Origin of the sequence: Pseudomonas sp. S4_EA_1b (genome assembly GCF_016307435.1) — a bacterium.
Lineage (GTDB): Bacteria > Pseudomonadota > Gammaproteobacteria > Pseudomonadales > Pseudomonadaceae > Aquipseudomonas > Aquipseudomonas rhodesiae.
Genome location: NZ_JAEILC010000010.1, coordinates 109,999 through 130,352, shown reverse-complemented (window position 1 = coordinate 130,352; position 20,354 = coordinate 109,999). Strand labels below are relative to the sequence as shown.

General features: G+C 62.1%; 20 protein-coding genes. 8 read left to right on the top strand and 12 right to left on the bottom strand.

Annotated elements, in window-relative coordinates; all coding sequences use genetic code 11:
* The first annotated feature begins 29 nt into the window (after positions 1 to 29).
* From YA0848_RS03250 to YA0848_RS03240, 3 genes are all read left to right on the top strand, one after another.
* Positions 30 to 404 carry a YajD family HNH nuclease gene (locus YA0848_RS03250; RefSeq protein WP_025858458.1) on the top strand — a complete coding sequence of 125 codons (375 nt, stop codon included), beginning with the start codon at positions 30 to 32 and terminating at the stop codon, positions 402 to 404.
* 152 nt (positions 405 to 556) lie between these two features.
* Complete coding sequence (locus YA0848_RS03245; protein WP_034096446.1) at positions 557 to 1,024, top strand: RNA methyltransferase; 468 nt, start codon at positions 557 to 559, stop codon at positions 1,022 to 1,024.
* Between the two features lie 67 nt (positions 1,025 to 1,091).
* The gene (locus YA0848_RS03240) at positions 1,092 to 1,442 is read left to right on the top strand and encodes a YgaP family membrane protein (RefSeq protein ID WP_034112432.1); all 351 of its coding nucleotides are present in this window, start codon (positions 1,092 to 1,094) and stop codon (positions 1,440 to 1,442) included.
* 86 nt (positions 1,443 to 1,528) lie between these two features.
* Here the strand turns inward: YA0848_RS03240 and YA0848_RS03235 are convergent, their stop codons facing one another.
* Positions 1,529 to 2,749 (bottom strand): hypothetical protein, encoded by a 1,221-nt coding sequence (locus YA0848_RS03235; protein WP_099312576.1) that lies wholly within the window; start codon positions 2,747 to 2,749, stop codon positions 1,529 to 1,531.
* Positions 2,750 to 2,760: 11 nt separating this feature from the next.
* A complete protein-coding gene (locus YA0848_RS03230) occupies positions 2,761 to 3,210 on the bottom strand; it encodes a YcgN family cysteine cluster protein (protein ID WP_034096443.1) in 450 nt (149 codons plus the stop codon).
* A 154-nt stretch (positions 3,211 to 3,364) separates the two neighbouring features.
* Here YA0848_RS03230 and YA0848_RS03225 point away from each other — a divergent pair, with 154 nt between their 5' ends.
* Positions 3,365 to 3,949, top strand: a complete 585-nt coding sequence (locus YA0848_RS03225; protein ID WP_040267616.1) for a nitroreductase family protein — start codon at positions 3,365 to 3,367, stop codon at positions 3,947 to 3,949.
* A 79-nt stretch (positions 3,950 to 4,028) separates the two neighbouring features.
* Here the strand turns inward: YA0848_RS03225 and YA0848_RS03220 are convergent, their stop codons facing one another.
* From YA0848_RS03220 to YA0848_RS03195, 6 genes are all read right to left on the bottom strand, one after another.
* Complete coding sequence (locus YA0848_RS03220; RefSeq protein ID WP_169903295.1) at positions 4,029 to 7,451, bottom strand: OspG family effector kinase; 3,423 nt, start codon at positions 7,449 to 7,451, stop codon at positions 4,029 to 4,031.
* A gap of 144 nt (positions 7,452 to 7,595) precedes the next feature.
* Positions 7,596 to 8,528, bottom strand: coding sequence for a D-2-hydroxyacid dehydrogenase (locus tag YA0848_RS03215; protein WP_034112423.1), 933 nt, complete (start codon positions 8,526 to 8,528; stop codon positions 7,596 to 7,598).
* Positions 8,529 to 8,634: 106 nt separating this feature from the next.
* Positions 8,635 to 8,928, bottom strand: a complete 294-nt coding sequence (locus YA0848_RS03210) for a YcgL domain-containing protein (RefSeq protein WP_034096439.1) — start codon at positions 8,926 to 8,928, stop codon at positions 8,635 to 8,637.
* The gene (gene rnd, locus YA0848_RS03205; protein ID WP_169903296.1) at positions 8,925 to 10,058 is read right to left on the bottom strand and encodes a ribonuclease D; all 1,134 of its coding nucleotides are present in this window, start codon (positions 10,056 to 10,058) and stop codon (positions 8,925 to 8,927) included. Before rnd ends, YA0848_RS03210 begins: the two co-directional genes overlap by 4 nt.
* Positions 10,059 to 10,183: 125 nt before the next feature.
* A complete protein-coding gene (locus YA0848_RS03200; protein ID WP_034096437.1) occupies positions 10,184 to 10,780 on the bottom strand; it encodes a class I SAM-dependent methyltransferase in 597 nt (198 codons plus the stop codon).
* Positions 10,781 to 10,879: 99 nt separating this feature from the next.
* Positions 10,880 to 12,250: a glutamine synthetase family protein gene (locus YA0848_RS03195; protein WP_034096436.1), complete on the bottom strand. Its 1,371-nt coding sequence runs from the start codon at positions 12,248 to 12,250 to the stop codon at positions 10,880 to 10,882.
* A 365-nt stretch (positions 12,251 to 12,615) separates the two neighbouring features.
* Here YA0848_RS03195 and YA0848_RS03190 point away from each other — a divergent pair, with 365 nt between their 5' ends.
* A complete protein-coding gene (locus tag YA0848_RS03190) occupies positions 12,616 to 13,389 on the top strand; it encodes a transporter substrate-binding domain-containing protein (protein ID WP_034096435.1) in 774 nt (257 codons plus the stop codon).
* A gap of 50 nt (positions 13,390 to 13,439) precedes the next feature.
* On the top strand, positions 13,440 to 14,279 hold the full coding sequence (locus YA0848_RS03185) for a cache domain-containing protein (protein ID WP_040267610.1): 840 nt from the start codon (positions 13,440 to 13,442) through the stop codon (positions 14,277 to 14,279).
* Between the two features lie 69 nt (positions 14,280 to 14,348).
* Here YA0848_RS03185 and YA0848_RS03180 read toward each other — a convergent pair whose 3' ends face one another.
* Positions 14,349 to 15,800: an MDR family MFS transporter gene (locus tag YA0848_RS03180; protein WP_232925024.1), complete on the bottom strand. Its 1,452-nt coding sequence runs from the start codon at positions 15,798 to 15,800 to the stop codon at positions 14,349 to 14,351.
* Between the two features lie 129 nt (positions 15,801 to 15,929).
* Positions 15,930 to 17,114, bottom strand: coding sequence for a 4-hydroxybenzoate 3-monooxygenase (gene pobA, locus YA0848_RS03175; protein WP_169903324.1), 1,185 nt, complete (start codon positions 17,112 to 17,114; stop codon positions 15,930 to 15,932).
* A 189-nt stretch (positions 17,115 to 17,303) separates the two neighbouring features.
* On the opposite strand from pobA, the gene YA0848_RS03170 reads away from it, so the two are divergent.
* A complete protein-coding gene (locus YA0848_RS03170; protein WP_034112419.1) occupies positions 17,304 to 18,179 on the top strand; it encodes a helix-turn-helix domain-containing protein in 876 nt (291 codons plus the stop codon).
* Here YA0848_RS03170 and YA0848_RS03165 read toward each other — a convergent pair.
* Positions 18,172 to 18,348 carry a hypothetical protein gene (locus YA0848_RS03165; protein WP_167389878.1) on the bottom strand — a complete coding sequence of 59 codons (177 nt, stop codon included), beginning with the start codon at positions 18,346 to 18,348 and terminating at the stop codon, positions 18,172 to 18,174. The genes YA0848_RS03170 and YA0848_RS03165 overlap by 8 nt on opposite strands.
* Positions 18,349 to 18,438: 90 nt before the next feature.
* On the bottom strand, positions 18,439 to 19,353 hold the full coding sequence (locus YA0848_RS03160) for a LysR family transcriptional regulator (RefSeq protein WP_169903298.1): 915 nt from the start codon (positions 19,351 to 19,353) through the stop codon (positions 18,439 to 18,441).
* 106 nt (positions 19,354 to 19,459) lie between these two features.
* Between YA0848_RS03160 and YA0848_RS03155 the strand changes: the two genes are divergently transcribed.
* Positions 19,460 to 20,326, top strand: a complete 867-nt coding sequence (locus YA0848_RS03155; protein WP_099312591.1) for an MBL fold metallo-hydrolase — start codon at positions 19,460 to 19,462, stop codon at positions 20,324 to 20,326.
* Positions 20,327 to 20,354 lie beyond the last annotated feature (28 nt).

The window sequence follows — 20,354 nt, the reverse complement described above, 5'->3', positions numbered from 1 at the left end:
CGTGACCCACCTAATAGCCAGGAGCCATGATGAGCTCGACTAACCCGCCCTCCCACACCGCCAAGCTGGACCGCATCCTCGCCGATGCCCAGCGCGACCGCGAAATGGGCTACCGCGACAAAGCGCTGAAGATGTACCCCCACGTATGCGGCCGCTGCGCCCGCGAATTCTCCGGCAAGCGCCTGAGTGAACTGACGGTACACCACCGCAACCACAACCATGATGACAATCCCCAGGACGGTTCCAACTGGGAATTGCTGTGCCTGTATTGCCACGACAACGAACACTCGCGCTACACCGACCAGCAGTACTTCGGCGAAGGCTCGACCAGCAGCCCAACGATTGCCAAGGCCACCCACAACCCGTTCGCGGCATTGGCGGGCTTGATGAAGAAAGACGACTGAAAATTGCCGTCGCCTGTTCCCTCCCGCTTCCCACATTTGTAGGGGCTCACAAGCGAAATGTGGGAGGGCGCTTGCCCCCGATAACGCGGGCCCAAGCAATACATGCCCTCCAGGCCGTATAATCTCCGCTTTTCTTCAAGGCACCCTTCCCCGTGGGCAATAAACGCTACAGCTGCATCGGTCTGTATAACCCCAAATCCCCCGAAAACGTCGGTTCGGTGATGCGTGCCGCCGGCTGCTATGGCGTGGCTTCGGTGTTTTACACCGGCGTGCGTTACGAGCGCGCCCGGGACTTCATCACCGACACCAAGAAGGTCCATCACGACATCCCGCTGATCGGCATCGATGACCTGAAAAAAATCCTGCCGCTGGGCTGCATTCCAGTGGCCGTGGAACTGGTGGACGGCGCCCGCCCGTTGCCCGAGTACACCCATCCCGACCGCGCGCTGTATATCTTCGGCCCGGAAGACGGCTCCCTGGATAAAGACATCCGCGACTGGTGCGAAGACGTGGTGTACATCCCCACCACCGGCTGCATGAACCTCGCCGCCACGGTCAACGTGGTGCTTTACGACCGTTTGGCCAAGGGCAACAACACCCGTTCGGGCCCCAAGTACTGATTTTTTCGGAACATCCAGCGTCTGCGAGCAGTCAGTTGCAGACACTTGCCCTTGTTGGAGAGAGATCATGAGCGACAGCAAAACCTTGCGCCCTGTCATCGAACACACGCCGTTCCAGACTCAGCCCACCCAAAACGTACACGGCTGGGAGCGCATCGGCTCCGTGGCCGGTGGCGTCGTGATGGTCGGCAAAGGCCTGCGCCGCGGCGGGATTTTCGGCCTGATCCAAGTGGCAATCGGCGGCGTCGCCCTGGCGCGCGGCTTCACCGGGCACAGCTCGCTCAAGGACAAACTGGAACAAGGCCGCCAGGAAATGAACGCCGTGCGCACAAAAATCGAGCGCGCCGGTGAAGAGTTGAAGAACCTCAAGACCCGCGCCGAAGTGGCGGCGGAGAAAGCAGTTAAGACTGCCGGCTGATACAGCTCTTCGACATAGTGGAGATTCAAATGTGGGAGGGGGGTTGCCCACTCCCACGTTTGGATTTGTGCGTGCAGGGCTGAGGATCAGCGTAAAAGCTTGGAGTCGAGCACTACCGACGATTCGCCGATGATGCTCCCGGCCAACTGCACAAACTCCGCGGTGGTGATGCTATCGGCGCGCATCACTGCCTGTGCCAAGTCATCCAGTGAGCGCTTGTTGTGGGTTTTCACGCGGATCTCGCGATCCAGCTCCTGCATCACCAGTACCGCCCGGGAAACCGTCGCACCGCTGACATGTTCGCCGCGCAGGCTGGTCACGTCCTTGCCTTCCTTGGTCAGCCGCGCCTGAATCGCCGCGTAGCGCTCATCAGTGATACCACCGCCACGGCGCAGCAATTCGATGGCGTAAAACTCTGCCAACCCTTCGCTGATCCAGTCGCTGGTGTCATGGTCATTGAAGCGACCAATCGCCTGCACCACCTCGCGCAACAACGGGCTGCTGCCGTTTTCGCTGACCAACGGCGTGCGGCTGTTGAGAAAGATCGAGTCACGCGCCGCGAACGCACCTCGGCGCATCGGATCACTGGCGCCCACCACCAGCAGTTTCGCCGGATGGCGCGGGAATGCCGCTTCCACTTGCGGCCAGACAAAAGTCAGCAGCGTCAGCACATCCATGCGCCGCATGGCCTGCCCCTTGGGCGACGCCACGGTGACATCGGTCTCCCCCAGGCGCACGCGACGACTGCCCAGATTGCCGGCGAGCATCCAGCCAGTGGGACGGTCGAACAGGCGCGAGACATTGTCGATACGGAATTTATTCTTACCGATCCGTGGCCAGGCGGTTTCGACGCTCTTCCAGCCGGCCGGCAGGTCGAACACCAGGCGCGAGACCAACTCAACCCCGTCCTGCTGATCGAGCCGCGCGGGCGGCACCAGATCCTCGCCGCGAAACACTGCCCAGCTCGGCGTGAACCGGGTGTCATACACACCCGGCTTGCGTGTATGCGTAAGGCGGACCCGGTAGGTCAGGCTGGCTTTGTCCGCGCCGGGCTGCCACAGGCCACGATGACCGGTGACTTTCCACTGCCCTTCAGCCTTGAAGTCGCTGTAGTCGCCGCCGCTGCCCAAATCGAAATCCAGACCACGCACCGCCGAGCCTTGGGACAGGCTAATACGCACCTCGGCCTGTTCGGTCTGCGGCAACAGTTTGACGTGGTAGTCCAGGTCGACTTTCCTGGCGCTCCACGCCGCGCCGCTGATGGCCAGCATCACCAGGCCTGCTGCCCACTTGGCTGCAACTGTCATACACACTCCCCTCAGCCAGCGCGGAAAATCAGGTAATCCTCCCAGTCGTCTTCGGGCACGCTGCCTTCGCTGAGCATGCGCCCGGACTGGGAAATACGTTCATGGTGCACGGCGTCGCGGTCACCGCAGACGAGATGGTGCCAAAGCGGCAAATCCTTGCGCTCACTCACCAGGCGATAGCCGCAGGTGGGCGGCAGCCACTTGAACTGGTCGGCCTGGCCTGGCGTGAGTTGGATACAGTCCGGCACCGAGGCGCGGCGGTTGGGGTAGTCGGTGCACTGGCAGGTTTTCAGGTCCAGCAACTTGCAGGCGATGCGCGTGTAATAAACGCTGTTGTCATCTTCGTCTTCAAGCTTTTGCAGGCAGCACAAGCCACAGCCGTCGCACAACGACTCCCATTCCTCCTGGTCGAGTTGATCGAGGGTTTTGCGTATCCAGAAGGGTTCGACTTTGGCGGCCATGGGTCTGCATCGGTATCGGTCTGTGAAAAGGCCGCCAGTCTAGTGCCCTCGCCCCTCGGGGCCAAGCGCTTACGACTGGCGGTGTTGCAAGACTTGTCAGTCTAGCGGGCGCGCAGTAGCTTGGAGCGCCGAATTGACCATCAGGAACCCGCCCATGACCCGCGTTGCCGACTACCCGATCCATCCCCAGTTCACCGAACGCTGGTCGCCCCGCGCGTTTACCGGCGAGAGCATCCCGAAGGAGACCTTGTTGAGTTTCTTCGAGGCCGCACGCTGGGCGCCATCGGCCTACAACTCGCAGCCGTGGCGCTTTCTCTACGCACGCCGCGACACGCCGGACTGGGAGCGTTTCCTGGGCCTGCTCAATGAATTCAATCGCGGCTGGGCACAGCATGCCTCGGCACTGGTGATCATCGCCTCGAAAACCGACTTCATTGCCCCTGGCGCCAGCGAGGAAACCCCGGCGCTGTGGCACACCTTCGACACCGGCTCGGCCTGGGGCCATCTGGCACTGCAAGCCAGCCTCAGCGGTTGGTACACCCATGGCATGGCCGGTTTCGATCAGGAACTGACCCGCAAAGAGTTGAAGATTCCCGAGGGTTACGCACTGCATGCGGCGGTGGCCGTGGGCAAGCTGGGCGACAAATCGAGTCTGCCGGAATACCTGCAAGGCCGTGAAACACCGAGCCCGCGCCGGCCGTTGAGCGAGTTGGTATCCGAAGGTGATTTCAGCCTGTAAGGCCGTACGCCCTGTCGCTCAAACGGCAGGGCATGCTGTGACGCCACCTGGGCTCAAACCTACGCCCGCCCCCGTCGTGTCATGAGCCAACCAACCCACTGAACTGCCAAAGCAAGGTGCTCTTCATGTCGTTGTAGGCATCCAGAACGGGGCCGACCACGAACTCCGCCGGCATCGATTGGATATCCACCGGATACACCACTTTATCGCGGGCCGAATACAGGAAGTTCTTGAGCTGCAAGTCCTGGTGATAGATGCCTTTTTCCTCCATTCGCCGCAGTGCGTCCTCCAGTAAGGTGCTGGCCTGCGGCGGCAAGCTGCGGCCGCCGACGGTGCTGAGCGCGACGCCATCCAACTTGCCCATTTTTATATAGGCCTGCTCGCCTTCGATAATCGCCGTTGCAAAGCCGGCGCCGTAATAGGTGTTCAGGCAGTCAGTTTCTATCTGCACATAGCTGGGGATATAGCCACGGACGGGATCAACGAACTCTTTATAGACACTCTTGCCGTCAAGGCTTTCGTAAATTGTGCCTTCGCCACCTGCGCCGATGATGGGCCCGAGATCCTCGGCAACCGTAGGTGGATTACCGCCGCGCGCGCCCAACCGCAGCCACTGGTCGCCTTCGACATGCTGCACCATCACCGGCGTCTGGCGATTGTTGTGGTAAATCCTCGCCTGCACCGCACCGTCTTGGGTACGGGTAACTTGCCGAACCTCATACACAGCGGTTGCACCGGTGCTGTCGGTTTGGCGGATAAAGGACAGATGGCCATCCACTCCCGTATAAACCCCTCGACTGTTGCGCGTAAGCCCGGCAATCCTGGATTCGGGCACGCTGTACTGCTTCAGGAGTCGGTTACTCAGCTCGCTACCCGGATCGCGTCTTACGCTGGTCAAGGCCCCGCCTACCGCTTTGGTCTGCGCGGTGAACTCCTCCAGCGGGGGCCCATATGGGCGCAGGTGGTCGACATCAAAGGCATACCAACGACCGTTATTAAGTACCGCGCCCCCCTCAACGGCCTGGCCCGCCACCTTGAACGTGCCGGTTGCCGCTGCGTCGTACTGCTTGCTGACCGTCTTCAACAGGTCATAGCTGCCGGCGGCGCCCTTGAGCTGGTTGACCCCGCTCAACGCCTTGCCCAGCAGGTAACTGCCACCCCGACGGATCAACCCCGCGCCTTGACCGATCAAATCGCCCAGGCCACTGGCCGGGTTGAATGCACCGATTGCGGTAGTGCCGATGATCCTGGCCACCTTCAACGCCTTGCCCCCAGCAGACGCCGCCGTGGCGCCCACCTTAGCCAACTTGGTTGAGGCCCCTGCGCCGGCGGTGACAAAACCGAAGACATCCATCCCCAGATCCAATGCGCCATCCAGGTAATTGCCCTGCTTAAAATTGCCGATCGCTGACCTGAGCGGCACCAGATTCAGGAAAAAATCCGCCAGCTTCCATTCGTTTTCCATCTGCCGATCGTAGGTCGTGACGCCCTTGGCCTGCTTGACCGCTTCGTCATTGTCGATATCCAAATGTTCGACAAAGGCGTCGGCGATGAACTGTGTTCGCGCACTCTCAAAACTTGACGGAACGGCCTGCTCTACCCGATTCGGCGCAGCACCGCTGTTATGCCGCGGTGTGAAGGGTTCGATAGGGAAGACCCGGTTGGCCTCGCGCTCACGCTCGCGGGTCAGCACCGAAGCCGGCATCGTTCTAATAGCGCATTGCTTCAGATCCAGGGCGTAGACGCTAACGCCATGGGGCCGGGTGGCCTTGATCAGTAGCGTGGGGTTCTTGTGCTCCAGGGTCCTACCGGTCAAGCCCAGCCCCAGCGCGTATGTATGGTTCTGGAAAAACTCGAGTTTTCCATATTCGAGGTTTTGTCGATCAGCCAAGGGCAATTGCGCCACCAGGTGTTTAATCGTCGTGCCTATGCCCTGCTTGCGCGCAGCGATTGCCTGGTTGAGTTGGTTATTGAAAACCCCATGGGCGTCCAGCTTCAGGGACTTGCCCTTGATCGCGTTGCTCAGGCGTGGGTCGCGGGTTTCCCAGGCGTAGTTGTGCAACCCGCCCATGGCAATATCGAGCATTGAGTGCAGGCCCGCTGGCGCGCGGTTCGGGTCGTACAGTGGCTGGTCGAATCCGGGCCTCGGGTCTTTGACGCTCAGGCGCTTGGCCTCGAAGGGCAGGCCCTCGCCGAACCGTTCCTTGAGCTTGGCCAACGCAATCTCCTTGCGGTTCGGCAGCTCGGTTTCCATCAGGCTGGAGGCCTGCACACGCTCATCCATCTGGCGATTGAAAGCGGTTCTGACCCGCTCGATCTCGGCTGGGGTGTAGCGCTCGTCGGGTTTGGCCGACACCACGCCGTTGACCACGCCCCAATCCAGCAAAGCGGCACTCTGGGCGTGTTGGGTGACCAGCGGATCGGCCATGGCGGCACGCTTGGCCTGGAGCATGACCTGGGCAAACGTCATATTCGGCACTGAACCCGGCGCCTGGGCCTCGATGGTTGCCGCCGCAATCGACAGGCTGACCCAGGCCGGACTGCCAAAGGTCACGTTGTCAGGCAGATCCTTCACCAGAAGCTGCGGGGCGTTGCGGGCCAGTAGCGCGTAGGCGCCCACATTGGCCATGCCGGCGCTGGTCTGGCCGCTGTCCACCAAATGCTGCTTCAGCCCGGCGCGTATCTCGGTGATGGGCCTGCCCCAGTAGCGCGGCTGAGCCAAATCGAAGCCTGCGACTGTATTGCGACGGGGTGCGGCGACCGATTGGGGATCGAGCACCACGTTGATGGCCGCCAGCGTGTAATCGTTGACGCTGGTGTCGGTGGCGATGCCATTTAACTGTTGCTGCATGGCCTGGCCCAGTGCCTGGCCACGGGCGGAACCGACCAGCATTTGCAACGCCTTCGCCGGATCGTCGGCGGCATCGCTGGGGAGCGGACGGTTGCCGTTGAGGTACTCCAGCACCCCTGCACTGGGGCCCGCCTGGGGATTATTCGGGTGACGCGCGGCATAGTCGGTGGCGGCGCGCAGCAACATGCGCTGTGCATCGCTCGTCAGCGCGACAGGCCAGGACAGGCCACCGCCGAAATTACCCAAGGGATGCGCCAGGGCGCGCTCGCTAACCGCGTCCGCCAGGCTTGTCAGGTGAAAGAACCTGGCCGGCAGGCGCAGACCGTTGGCCTGGATAAAAGCCTCAAGTGTTGGGGCGGCACCGAGCTGCGCAAGGCTTGAGGAGTCGGGATGCAGGTCCATCCGCGTCTGCCGCAACGCAGCCTGCACAGCCTGTGGCGTGGCCGCCGGGCCAAGCCGGGTCGCCATGGCTGCGAGCTGTTGCCCGAGGACTTTCCAGTTATGCCGGTCGCCCAACGCCGTGCGCAGGTGAGCATTAGCGGTGGGCAACGCCGCCGGTACCTGGGACGGGGGAATGACCGCGTCGGCAGCCGGCGCGGGGAATAACGGAGTAACGCCAGAAGATGAGGAAACAGCACCGGAACTGAGCATGGGCGGGCACTCTTTTTGGCAAAGAGCGCCAGCCTCACACAGGGCGGTAAACGGCGAAATCGACTGAGTGTGAGCAGACGTTTTTAAACTCCGTGAGCCCCACCCTCGACCGCCGCATGGCCGAACGGCCGCGACCCTGTGTATTCAATAGCCGCGGTCGAAACTCACGGCGCCGCGCAAGGGCACACTGGCCTGATACGCGCGTAAATTTTCGATAAACAAATCCACCATCATCGGCGGCGAGGTCGGCGCCGAACTGTGCCCGGTCAACAATAGGCCCCAGGCGGTCCAGAACGGATGGCGCTGCGGCAACGGCTCCTGGCGACAGACGTCGATCACCGCGCCCGCCAGATGCCCTTCCTTGAGGGCTTCGACCAGGTCGGCATCGACCACCGCCACGCCGCGCCCAACGTTGATAAACAGCCCGGTCGGCTTGAATTGCTTGAACAGCGCCGCGTCGTACAGGTCGTGGGTGTTGGGCGTGTTCGGCAGCAGGTTGATCACGTAGTCGGCCTCCCCCACCAAGCGCCCCAGTTGATCGAGGCCGGCCACTTCGATAAACGGCGCCTGCTCCCGCGCAGTGCTGGCGATGCCGTACAACTTGACGCCGAACGGCAGCAGAAACTGCGCCACGCTTTGGCCGATATCGCCGCAGCCGACGATCAGCACCGTGCGCCCCGCCAGGCTCTGGCCCATGCGGTTGTCCCACTTGCGCTCGACCTGGCTGACCAGACGTGCCAGCACTTCACGCTCGTGGCCAAGCATATAGGTGAGCACAAACTCAGCCATCACCTGGCCATAGATGCCTACCGCACGGGTCAGGCGATAGTTGCGCGGCAAGCCGTCGGCCAACAGTGGCGTGATACCGGCCCAGGTTGATTGCAGCCATTGCGGCTGATGGCCCTGGCGTAACAGCGTCGCCAGCAGGTCCGGCTGGCCCAGCCACACCGGGCAATCGGCGGCCAGGCGCGATAACTCGGCGGAGTCGCCGCTGGTCAGCACCTCCAGGTCCGGCGCGGCTTCGCGCAGCAGTCGCGCATAGAGCGGGTGATCCTGTTCAGCAATCAGAACACGCATGGTTCAAACCTTTCAAAAACAGTGCAGACGGCCGCCCGCATCCTTACGGCCACCGCCAACTCATACGATTTCATTGAAAATGTGCCCTGGACAGGGCACTTACCGATCACATCGGGTCATTGCGACGCAGCAGCTCTTCGGGCAAGTGTTCGATGTACTCGTCCTCGGCCGGCGGCATTTGCAGGTGGTAACCCTGCTTGTCGAGGTTTTCCAGTACCTGGTGGATGTCTTCCTGTTGCAGCTTGCGCTCGGGCGTCAGCACCAGGTCGAAGGCATGCACCGGTTTGCCGAATACGCTCACCAAACCTTCGGGTACGCGTTCGAGGGCATCGCTCTTAAGCACGTACAGGTACATGCCGGCGCGTTTGGGGCTGCGGTAGATGGAGCAAATACGTTTCAAGGCTGTTCTCCGGCAGTGGCCAGGCTGTCGAGCAGCGCCTGGCCCATCAACTCACGGCGCCAGCCACGCAGCGAGTCTGGCAATTGGTAAGGCCCATCGGGGTAGCCGCTTTTAACCAGGGCTTCGAGGGTTTTCTTGCGCAGCATCAGCTCCGGCGCCATGTCCAGGCGTTCAGCTTCGGCCTGGCCAAGTGCGCGCAGTTGCTTGATCAGCGCGGCGGCGTCCACCGGCAACGGTTCGGCGATGGCCGGCGGCCATTGGTCGGCGGGCACACTGCCGGCACGCTTGATCAGATCCAGCAGGAACTGGCCGTCCTGGCGCACAGTGCGCGGGTGCATGTCTTCGATCTTGCCCAGGGCGGCGAGGTTATCCGGCTGGGACTTGGCCAGGGGCCAGAGCGAATGTTCACGAATGATGCGGTTGCGCGGCAGGTCACGGGCACGGGCCTGTTGCTCGCGCCAGGCGCACAGCTCACGCAATACGGCCAGTTGCGCGCGGGACAGTTTCCACGCCAGCTTGGCATCGCGGTACACCTCATACGGGTCGACTTCGCGGCGCAGGTTGGCCACCAGTTCGGCACCGTCCTCCAATACCCAGGCGTATTTGTCGTCCGACAGCCGTGGGCGCAAGCGTGTGTAGACCTCGGCCAAGTGCACCGCGTCTTCGGCGGCGTAGCTGATTTGAGTTTCGGACAATGGCCGCTGCAGCCAGTCCGAGCGGGTTTCGCCCTTGGGCAGCTCGATATCCAGTACGGCTTGCACCAGACGCGAATAGCCCATGGAGAACCCGAGGTTCAGGTAAGCCGCTGCCAGTTGGGTGTCGAACAACGGCACCGGCAGGCTGCCGGTCAGGCGCAACAGTACTTCGAGGTCTTCGCTGCAGGCATGCACCACCTTGATCACGGCTGGGTTTTCCAGCAAGGCGGCCAGGGGTTGCCAGTTGTCGATGGTCAGGGGATCGATCAGGTAGGCGCGAACGCCATCACCGATCTGGATCAGCCCGGCAATGGGGTAAAAGGTATCGACCCGCATGAATTCGGTGTCGAGGGCGACGAATGGCAACTGCTGCCATTCGGCGCAATGCTGGCCGAGGCTATCGTTGTCGCAGATCCAGTGAATATCGATGGCCACACGGCTCTCCCTTGAAGAATGGCGCGCAGTATATATCGCGCAAGAGGCTTGCGAGCATCCACAGTGCACAGCCGATCATGAAAACTCAGACAGGAGTTGAAGAATAGTCCGACAGATGGGAGTTATCATCTCTTACGCAGTACGTAGACTCGCCATACCGCCGAGCCCGGCACGAATTCCTGATGATGCAGCACGTTGAACCCCGCCTGACGGAACTCTGCCTCGACGACGGCGCGGGAGTTGACCGAAACAATCACGGTGTCGCGACTGACCCGATGAAACTCGCGCAGCAGCGCCAGGCGCCCTTCGCTGTTGGGCACATGACGAAACAATTCCAGGCAGAAGATGCAATCCACCGCGTTTTCCGACAAGCCAATGGAAAACGCCGACCCCTGGAACGTCTTGACGCGCTTGAGCAACGACGCCGGGTAGTGGGTGCGAGCATGGTCGAGCATGGCCTGGGAATTATCCGAGGCCAGAATCACCCGGTTGACGTGCTCGGCCAGCACCGGCCAAAACCGCCCCGAGCCGCAGGCCAGGTCGAGGATCAGCCCCGGCTCACCGGCCACTTTCAACGCCTGGCGCACCAGCCAGGCGTCGCGCCACGCCACCAGACGCCGGCGCAGCCCTGGCGGGCGCGTATCGCCGCAGACCCGGGCGTGTTCACGGCCACAGCGTTCGGCGTATTCAATCTCGATGGAGGATGGAGGTTGTGACGACATCTATGGGCTCATCTGGGTGAAACGGTAGTGAACGACCTTGATTGGCAGCTTAACGGCGGCAACGTGAAAAAAAGGTCGAAGACACTACCGTTAATCCCGTCATGCTTGATGCAAATACCAGCGCCAGTCCTGTTCACCGACTTGCCCCATGAACTGGCGGTATTCGGCGCGCTTGACCGCCAGGTACACGCCGAGAAACTCAGGCCCGAACGCTTCCCGCGCCCAATGCGACCCTTCCAGTGCGCGCAGGGTGGTGAGCCAGTCGGTGGGCAACCGCTCTTTGGCCTGGGCGTAACCGTTGCCTTCCACCGGGGCGCCGGGGTCGCGCTGCTCGCGAATGCCGCGATGAATGCCGGCCAGGATCGCGGCGGCGGCCAGGTATGGGTTGGCGTCGGCGCCGCAGATGCGGTGTTCGATATGCCGCGAGGGCGCTGGCCCGCCGGGAATACGCAGGCTGACGGTACGGTTGTCCACCCCCCAGGTGGCGGCCAACGGCGCGTAGCTGTTGGCCTGGAAGCGCCGGTAGGAGTTGGCGTTGGGGCAGAACATCAGCAGCGAATCCAGCAAGGTGCTGAGCATGCCGCCCACCGCGTGGCGCAACAGCGGCGTGCCATCGGCGGCGGCGCTGGCAAATAAATTGCGGCCTTCGGCATCCGCCAGGCTGACGTGCATATGCAGCCCGGTGCCTGCCAGGTCGTCGAACGGTTTGGCCATAAAACAGGCGGCCATGCCGTGTTTGTGTGCGACGCCCTTGACCAGGCGCTTGTAGCGCACCGCTTCGTCCATGGCCTGCAGGGCGTCGGAGCGGTGCTCCAGGGTGATCTCGACCTGCCCCGGGGCGTATTCGGAAATCGCCGTGCGCGCCGGAATGCCTTGCAGTTTGCAGGCGCTGTAGAGGTCGGCGAGGAAGGGTTCGATCTGCTCCAGTTCCCGCAGGCCGTAGACCTGGGTCGCGCGCGGCCGGCCGCCGTCCTGATCCAGCGCCGGTTGCGGGCGGCCATGACTGTCGGGTTTCTGATCGAGCAGGTAGAACTCCAGCTCGGCCGCCATCACCGGGTAATAGCCGTCGGCCTTGAGTGCGTCGATCACCTTGGCCAGCACCTGGCGCGGGTCGGCCACGGTGGCAGGCAGGCCCTCGCTGGGGTGCATGCTGACCTGCACCGCCGCCGTGGGGATCAACCGCCACGGCATACGCTGCAAACTGCCGCTGATCGGGTAGGCGCGGCAGTCGATATCGCCGACCTCCCAAACCAGCCCGGAGTTTTCCACGTCGTCGCCGTTGATGGTCAGGCCGAGGATGGTACTGGGCAGCGGGCGGCCGCTTTCATACACCGCCAGCAGTTCATCGCGGTGCAGCAGCTTGCCGCGGGGCACACCGTTGTTGTCGAGGATAAACAGCTCGAACAGTTCGATATCCGGGTTGTGTTCAAGAAAAGACTGGGCTTCGTGCAGGCTGGCGAAAACACTCATGGGGGCTCTCATACGTGTGGGTCTGGCAGGCGCGCGGGCGCCGCCGGGCAGATGGGCACAGGCGTGCGTCATCCAATGGGCCAATCAACGTAGGAGAGCGGTATCCGGCGGGCGCGCGTGGCGGCAATGGAACAGCGCCCAGAACGCCAGCGCGGACGGCAGTGTCGCGAGGTGGGCGTCGGGGGAAGCGGCCATGGGCGAATCACACTGGTGGGATGCGCGCCAGCCTCACATGCCGCGATCGCCGGTTAAATTCACGGTTGGCGGAGTATGGTTGCAGCCCGACTAAACAATCGTCACGCCTTGCCACCCTGCCCCGCGCTGGAAATAATGGCCGCCCGACCCCGCCCCAAGGACGCGACTGCATGAAAGCTCTTTTAGCCCTCGGTGTATTGGCCAGCCTGGCCGCGCCGGCTCTGGCCGACACCGCCCCGTCGCGCCTCGATGAAGTGTTGCAGCGTGGCACCCTCAGCGTGTGCACCACCGGCGACTACAAGCCCTACACCTCCCTGCGCGCCGATGGCGGCTACGAAGGCATCGACATTGCCATGGCCGAATCCCTGGCCAAGAGCCTCAACGCCAAGATCCAATGGGTGCCCACCACTTGGAAAACCCTGATGCCGGACTTCCTGGCCCAACGCTGCGATATCGCGGTGGGCGGCATTTCAGTGTCGTTGGAGCGCCAGAAAAAAGCCTTTTTCAGCCAGTCCCTCGGGGTCGACGGCAAGATCCCGCTGGTGCGCTGCGCCGACGTGCAGCGTTACCAGAGCGTCGAGCAGATCAACCAACCCCAGGTGCGGGTGATCGAACCGGCGGGCGGGACCAACGAAGTATTCGCCCGCACGCATTTGGGCAAAGCGCAGATTCGCCTGCATGACAACGTGACGATTTTCGACGAGTTGCTGGCGGGCAAGGCCGACGTGATGATCACCGATGCCAGCGAGGCGCGCTTCCAGCAGAAACTCAAGCCGGGGCTGTGCGCGGTCAACCCGGACAAGCAGATGCAGTACAGCGAAAAAGCCTTCCTGCTGCCCCGCGATGACGTGGCGTGGAAAAGCTATGTCGACCAATGGTTGCACCTGAGTGTGGCCACCGGGGTGTACCAAGGCATCGTCGATCAATGGCTGGCGGCGCCCTGAGCCATAGGCGTCTACGCTGTGCTCACATCAACAAGAACGAGGATTGGCTCATGAAGGGACTGCTGCGCATCACCTGGTTGCTGCTGTTGGGTTTCAGTCAGGTGCATGCCGATACCGCTCGGGATGAAGACGCCCAGGCGGCCAAGGCGCTGCTGGAAAAAGCCCTGGTTTATTACCAGAGCAATGGCGATAAGGCGTTCGCCGCGTTCAGTCGCCAGGGCGAGTTTGTCGACCATGACCGCTATGTGTTCGTGGTGGACACCAAAGGCGTGTTGCTGGCCAGTGGCGGCCCGTCTTCGGCGTTGATCGGCCGCGATGTGTCCGAGGTGCTGGGGCCGGACCTGCGTGAGTCATTCAAGCAAGCGCTCAAGGTTCCGGAAGGCCAGGGCATCCAGCAGGCTGACTATCGTTGGCAGAACTGGAACGACGGCAAGGTCGAGCACAAACATGTGTTCTACCAGCGCGTCGGCGAACGCATCCTGGCGGTGGGCTACTACCTGCCAAGGGCCACGCCGGAACAGGCGCGGGCGCTGCGTAATAAAGCGGTGAACGCGTTACTCAAGGACGAGACCGGCACACTCAAGGCAATCAACTCACTGCAAGGCGGTTTTCTACAGGATGACCTGTATGTATTTGTGGTCGACCTCAATACCCACCGCTACGTGGCCCACGGCACCACATTGCGGCTGATCAACACCGACTTCAGCAAGATCAAGGACCCGGACGGCAAACCGGTAGGCGAGCCGATGCTTAAGCTGATGACGGAGCAGGATCAGGGCGAATACAAATACCGCTGGAAAAACCCGGTGACCGGCAAGGTCGAGAACAAGCATGCGTATGTGCGCAAGGCCGGGCATTTCATGGTTGCGGTGGGCTACTACAGCCCCTGATCTGAATTGGACTGCATGCAGGTGTGGGAGGGAATAAACCTTCCCACAGTTTGTCGTTCATGGTTCCCGTTACTTGGCCTTGTCCTCACGCCCGCGCAGTATGCGATCAGGCATGGCCACGGCGGCCGCCAGCCCCAGCAACGACACCGCCGCACTCACCATTAGCAAATGCCGGAAGGTGACCGCCAGTTCCGCGCGCAGGGCGTCTTGCGCCGGGCCGGGGGCGGCGTTGAGGCCGTCGAGCAGCACGTTGCCGGACGCGCCCTCGGCCACCAGAGCGCCGCTGGCCAGGTGGGCGAAACTGGAATCCTGTAGCAACGCCAGCAACAGCGCCGACATGCAGGCCACCCCCACCGCGCCGCCCAGGGAGCGGAACAGGTTGGTGGTGCTGGTGGCTACACCGATATCCGGCTGTGCCACCGAGTTCTGCGCGCCCACCAGGGAGGTGGGGAACTGCATCCCGGCGGCGATCCCGCACAGCAGCATAAACACCGCCGTCAACCCCACCGCCTGCGGCGCGCTGTAGGCCATGCCGAGGATCGCCAGCGGGCTCAACAGCGCACCGCTGAGGATCATCGGTTTGTAGCGCCCGGTCACCGACGTGCGGCGCCCAGCGCAGTAAGCACCGATCGGCAGGCCCATGGCCAAAGGAAGCAGATGCAGAGCGGCGCTGTCGGCACCGGCGCCGGTCACCGTCTGAAAGCGCAGGGGCATCAGCACCGTCAGGGAAATCGCCTGGAAACTGGTGAAAAAAATCGTGCACCAGCACAGCACCGCGCTGGCGTTGGCAAACAGATGCATCGGCAGCAGCGGTTCGCGCGCGCGGCGTTCATGCCACACGAACAGCGTCAGCACCACCAGCGCACCGCCCAGCAGCCCCAACACCTGCGAATCGCGCCACGAATGGCCCTGGCCGATTTCGGTGATGCCCAGCAGCAACGCGGTCAGGCCGACGATCATCAGCACAGTGCCGAGGTAATCGATGATCGGCTTGCGTTGCGGCACCGGTAGCCCCACCAGGGTGCGATGGGCCACGTACCAGGCACCGGCGCCCAGGGGCAAATTGATCAGAAACACCCAGCGCCACGACAAGTACTCGGTCATGTAGCCGCCCAACACCGGCCCGGCCACGCTGGCCACCGCATACATGCTGCTGAAATAGCCCTGATAACGCCCACGCTCGCGAGGCGGGATGATGTCGCCGATGATCGCCTGGCTCACCGAGATCATGCCCCCGGCGCCGATCCCCTGCAGTACCCGCGCCAGCACCAGTTGTTCCATGCTTTGCGCCATGCCGCACAACAGCGAGGCCACGGTGAACAGCCCCATGCCGATCAGCATCATCGGCCGACGCCCGTACAGGTCGCCGAGTTTGCCGTAGATCGGCACCGCCACCGTCATCGCCACCATGTAACCGGAAATCACCCAGGCCAGCAGGTTGACGTCGTGGAAGCGGGCCGAGATGGCGGGCATGGACACCGCAACGATGGTCTGGTCGAGGGCGCCAAGAAAGATGGCCATCATCAGCGCAATCAGAATACTGCGCACGGCGGGAACAGGTGGGGTGGAGTGATTAAGCTGAGTCACGCAGGAACCTTCGAGCAAGGCCGTGGGAAAGGCGCCCACGGCAATGCGCAATACGATAGCAGGCTATTCAATAGCCTCGTAAGGAAGTCCGACGTAATTTTCTGCGATGGTTTTGAGCCCGGCTTCGGAGCCGACGAAATACTCCAACTCGCTTTGGGCAATGCGTTGGCTGAAGCCATCGGCCTCGGCGAATGTATGCAGCATGGAGGTCATCCACCAGGAAAACCGCTCGGCCTTCCACACGCGGCGCAGGCAAATGGCGGAATAGCGCTCCAACAAATCCACGCGGCCTTCGCGGTAAACCTTAAGCAAGATCCTGAATAACGTACTCACGTCACTGGCCGCCAGGTTCAAGCCCTTGGCCCCGGTGGGGGGCACGATATGGGCGGCGTCGCCGAGCAGGAACAAGCGCCCGTACTGCATGGGTTCCACCACAAAGCTGCGCAGCGGGGCGATGCTTTTTTCGATGGACGGCCCAGTCACCAGTTGCTCGGCCAATGCCGAGGGCAGGCGCCGTTTGAGCTCCTCCCAGAAGCGCGCATCCGACCATTGCTCCAGGTCTTCGTCCGCAGGCACTTGCAGGTAATAGCGGCTGCGGGTCGGCGACCGCATGCTGCACAAGGCGAACCCGCGAGGGTGCTTGGCGTACACCAGTTCCTCGTGCACCGGCGGTGTGTCGGCGAGGATGCCCAGCCAACCGAAGGGGTAGACCCGTTCAAAGATGGTCAATGACTCAGGCGGAATCGACTGACGTGCCACGCCATGAAAACCGTCGCAACCGGCGATGTAATCGCACTCCAGCCGAAACGCCTGGCCCTGGTGTTCGAAGGTGAGCCAAGGTCGATCACTTTTGAGGTCATGGGGCTGTACGTCGCGCACTTCATACAGGGTGGTGGCGCCCGCTTCCGCGCGCGCGGCCATCAGGTCGCGGGTGACTTCGGTCTGGCCGTAAACCATCACCGATTGGCCGCCGGTCAACGCCTTGAGATCGATAGGGGTCAGTTGACCGTCGAGCGCCAGCGCGAAACCGTCGTGCACCAGGCCTTCGCGATCCATGCGCTGGCTCACACCGGCCTCGCGCAGCAGGTCAACCATGCCCTGCTCCAGCACGCCGGCGCGGATGCGCCCCGCCACGTAATCGGCGCTCTGACGCTCAAGGATCAAGGTCTGGATGCCGGCGTTGTGCAGCAGTTGACCGAGCAACAGTCCGGACGGACCGGCGCCGATAATGGCGACTTGGGTATTCAGCGTTTTCATTATTTTTATCGCCCGCAAGTTCCACTCGAACGGATTGAGTGAAAGAGTTGTCATTGATCTTGTAGCTGACATTTTTCACTTGAGTGCACGGCATAAGAAGGTGAAAACTGCGCCAAAGCCTGCGCTTTTTACCAATCGGGGCGATTACCGCACCCCTATCCTGAGTATCGGATTGAAACCATGACCAAAACCGCGATTCCGGTCTTCAAGCTGTACGGGGAAAGCCAGCAATGGCCGACGCCCGATTTGTTGCACTGCGAAACCATTTCCCGGCGCAGTCGGGAATACCAGTGGGAGATACAGCCCCACCGGCACGCGGATCTGTGCCAGTTGCTGTATGTGCACAAAGGCCAGGCCCAGCTGGAGATCGAAGGTCAGCGCACCACGCTCAACGAAGCCACGCTGCAGGTCCTGCCGCCGCTGTGCGTGCACGGGTTTCGCTTCAGTGAAGATGTCGAAGGCTATGTGGTGACCCTGGCCGCGCCCTTGGTGGACCACATGCAGGCGCAACTGGGTTCCACGGTCGATGCCTTGCAGACATTGGGCAATTACCCAGCGGGCAAGGACAGCGATTACCTCAATAGCTTGTTCGCGCGCCTGCAGGATGAATACGCCGATGAGCAACCGGCACGGGACATGCTTATGCACGCCCTGGTCAGCGTGCTGCTGGTGTGGATCAGCCGCCAAGCGATCCAGCGCCGCCATCCACGGGCACCACGGGGTCGTGAGTATTTCCGGCGCTTCACTCAGCTGGTGGAACAGCACTACCGCGAGCATCCCAAAATCGAGGACCTGGCCCACAAACTGGGGATCTCGGTGTCGCACCTGAACGGTACCTGCCGCGAATTGGCCGGGCAGCCCGCGCTGCAGATCATGCATGACCGCCAGTTGCTGGAAGCCAAGCGCCTGCTGACGTACACCAGCATGACCATCAATGAGATGTCGGAGGTGTTGGGTTTTTCCGACCCGACCAATTTCTCGCGGCTGTTCCGCCGCCGGGTCGGGTTTTCACCCAAGGCATTTCGTGAACAGTTAAAAGCGCAGCAGCCTACCTGAGCGCGCTGAAACTGCCGCTGTGGGGAATGCACTGGTCCTGATGGCAACTGATCGCAAAGGTCGGTTGCATGCGGGTCTGCTCGACGCGGTAGGCGGCCGTCCCGTAGAGCGCACTGGCCAGCGCGCTGAGGGCGAAAATCATCAGGTACTTGCGGGTTTTGATGCTCATGGCACTGACCTCTGCACAGATATACACGGTGCTGTTTAAAGCATAGGTCAGCCGGGGCAGGATGCCATTATTGGACGCCATTCAACCCGTTTATGTCGCGTATAAACCCTCATCCCACGCCGGCTCTTCGGGAAAGCGCAACACCAGAAAATCCAGCAGGCTGCGCAGCGCCGAAGGCATGTGCTTGCGCGACGCGTAGACCGCATAGATGTTCATCTGCCGGGGTTCGGCGCTGGGCAGCAGGCGCACCAGTTCGCCACGGCGGATGTAATCCCCGGCCTGATAGCTGGGCAGCATCGCCACTCCGGCGCTGGCCAGAGTGACACGCAGCAGAGTGCTGGCCTCGTTGGCGGTGATGGTGCCACTCACCGGCACAGAGACAGGTTCGCCCCGCTCTTCGAAATGCCACAGGCTCTTACCGAAATACGAGTGGGTCAGGCAGTTGTGTCGCGCCAGGTCCTCGACGTTCTGCGGCGCCGCATGCTCACGCAGATACGCCGGGGTGGCGCACACCACCGAGCGGCAAACCGTAAGCCGCCGGGCGATCAGGTTGGGGTCCAGGTCGTTGCTCATGCGGATCGCCAAATCGATACGCTCATCCACCAGGTTGACGGTGCGGTCGAGCATCTGCAGATCGACCGTGACCAACGGGTAACGCTTGACGTACTCGGCGATGGCCTCGGCCAGTTGCGCCTGGCCGAACGAGGTACTCACACTCAGGCGCAGCAGGCCACGGGGCGCATCGTCCGGTTCGCTGACGGCGGCCTGCATATCGGCACTCAACCCCAGCATTTGCCGGCAACGGGGCAGAGTTTCGCTGCCGGCCGCCGTGAGGCTGAGCTTGCGCGTGGTGCGGTGCAGCAGGCGCGCGCCGACCCAATCCTCCAACTCGGCCAGGTAGCGCGATACCACCGGACGCGACAGGTCCAAATGATCGGCGGCGGCGGATTGGCTGCCCAGGTCGACCACGGTGACAAACACACGCATTGCTTGAAGACGATCCATGATCTGTCCGCTTTTAGAAACAAACTATGTTCCAGCATCGCATTTTTAGTCTGGTTTGGTGCAACTAAGCTCTGTGCATTCTTTGAATCGATGCTGGAGCTACCCGATGTTCTCAATTTTCAAGCGCCTGACTCTGGCCAGCGCCGCCCTGGCTTTCGCGGCCCATGCGGCAGCGGCCGATCTGAGCCTGGACGTGTACAACCCCGGTGAAGCAGCGATTTTCCCGGTCAGTTCGGTATTGGTCAGCGGCGCCAAGGACGCAATCCTGGTGGACGCACAATTCGGCAAAGGCCAGGCCGAGCAACTGGTGCAAAAAATCCGCGCCAGCGGCAAGCACCTGACCACCATCTACATCAGCCATGGCGACCCGGACTACTACTTCGGCCTCGACACCCTCACTGCGGCCTTCCCCGACGCCAAAGTGCTGGCCCCACAACCGGTGGTCGAGCACATCAAAGCCACCGAGGCCGGCAAATTGGCCTATTGGGGCCCGAAAATGGGCGCCGACAAACCGGCCAAGATCATCGTGCCCCAGGTGCTTGAAGGTCATAGCCTGAGCCTGGAAGGCCAGACACTGGAGGTGATCGGCCTGGACGGCCCGCAGCCGGATCGCAGCGTTGTGTGGATCCCGTCGATCAAGGCTGTGGTGGGTGGCGTGGTGGTCGCCCAGAACATTCATGTGTGGATGGCCGACACCCAAAGCGCGCAGTCTCACAAAGACTGGCTGGCGACTCTGCAGCGCATCCAACAGCTGCAACCGCGCACGGTGATTCCGGGGCACTACCTGGGCACGCCGTCGCTGGCGTCAGTGGCCTTCACCGCCGACTACATCAAGGCTTTTGACCTGGAAACCGCCAAGGCCAAGGACTCCGCCGCACTGATCGCGGCCATGAAAAAGCGTTACCCGACCCTCGCCGACGAAAGCTCACTGGAGCTGAGCGCAAAAGTCGCCAAGGGCGAAATGAAGTGGTGAACCGTTGTAGATCCTGACCTTTACTTGG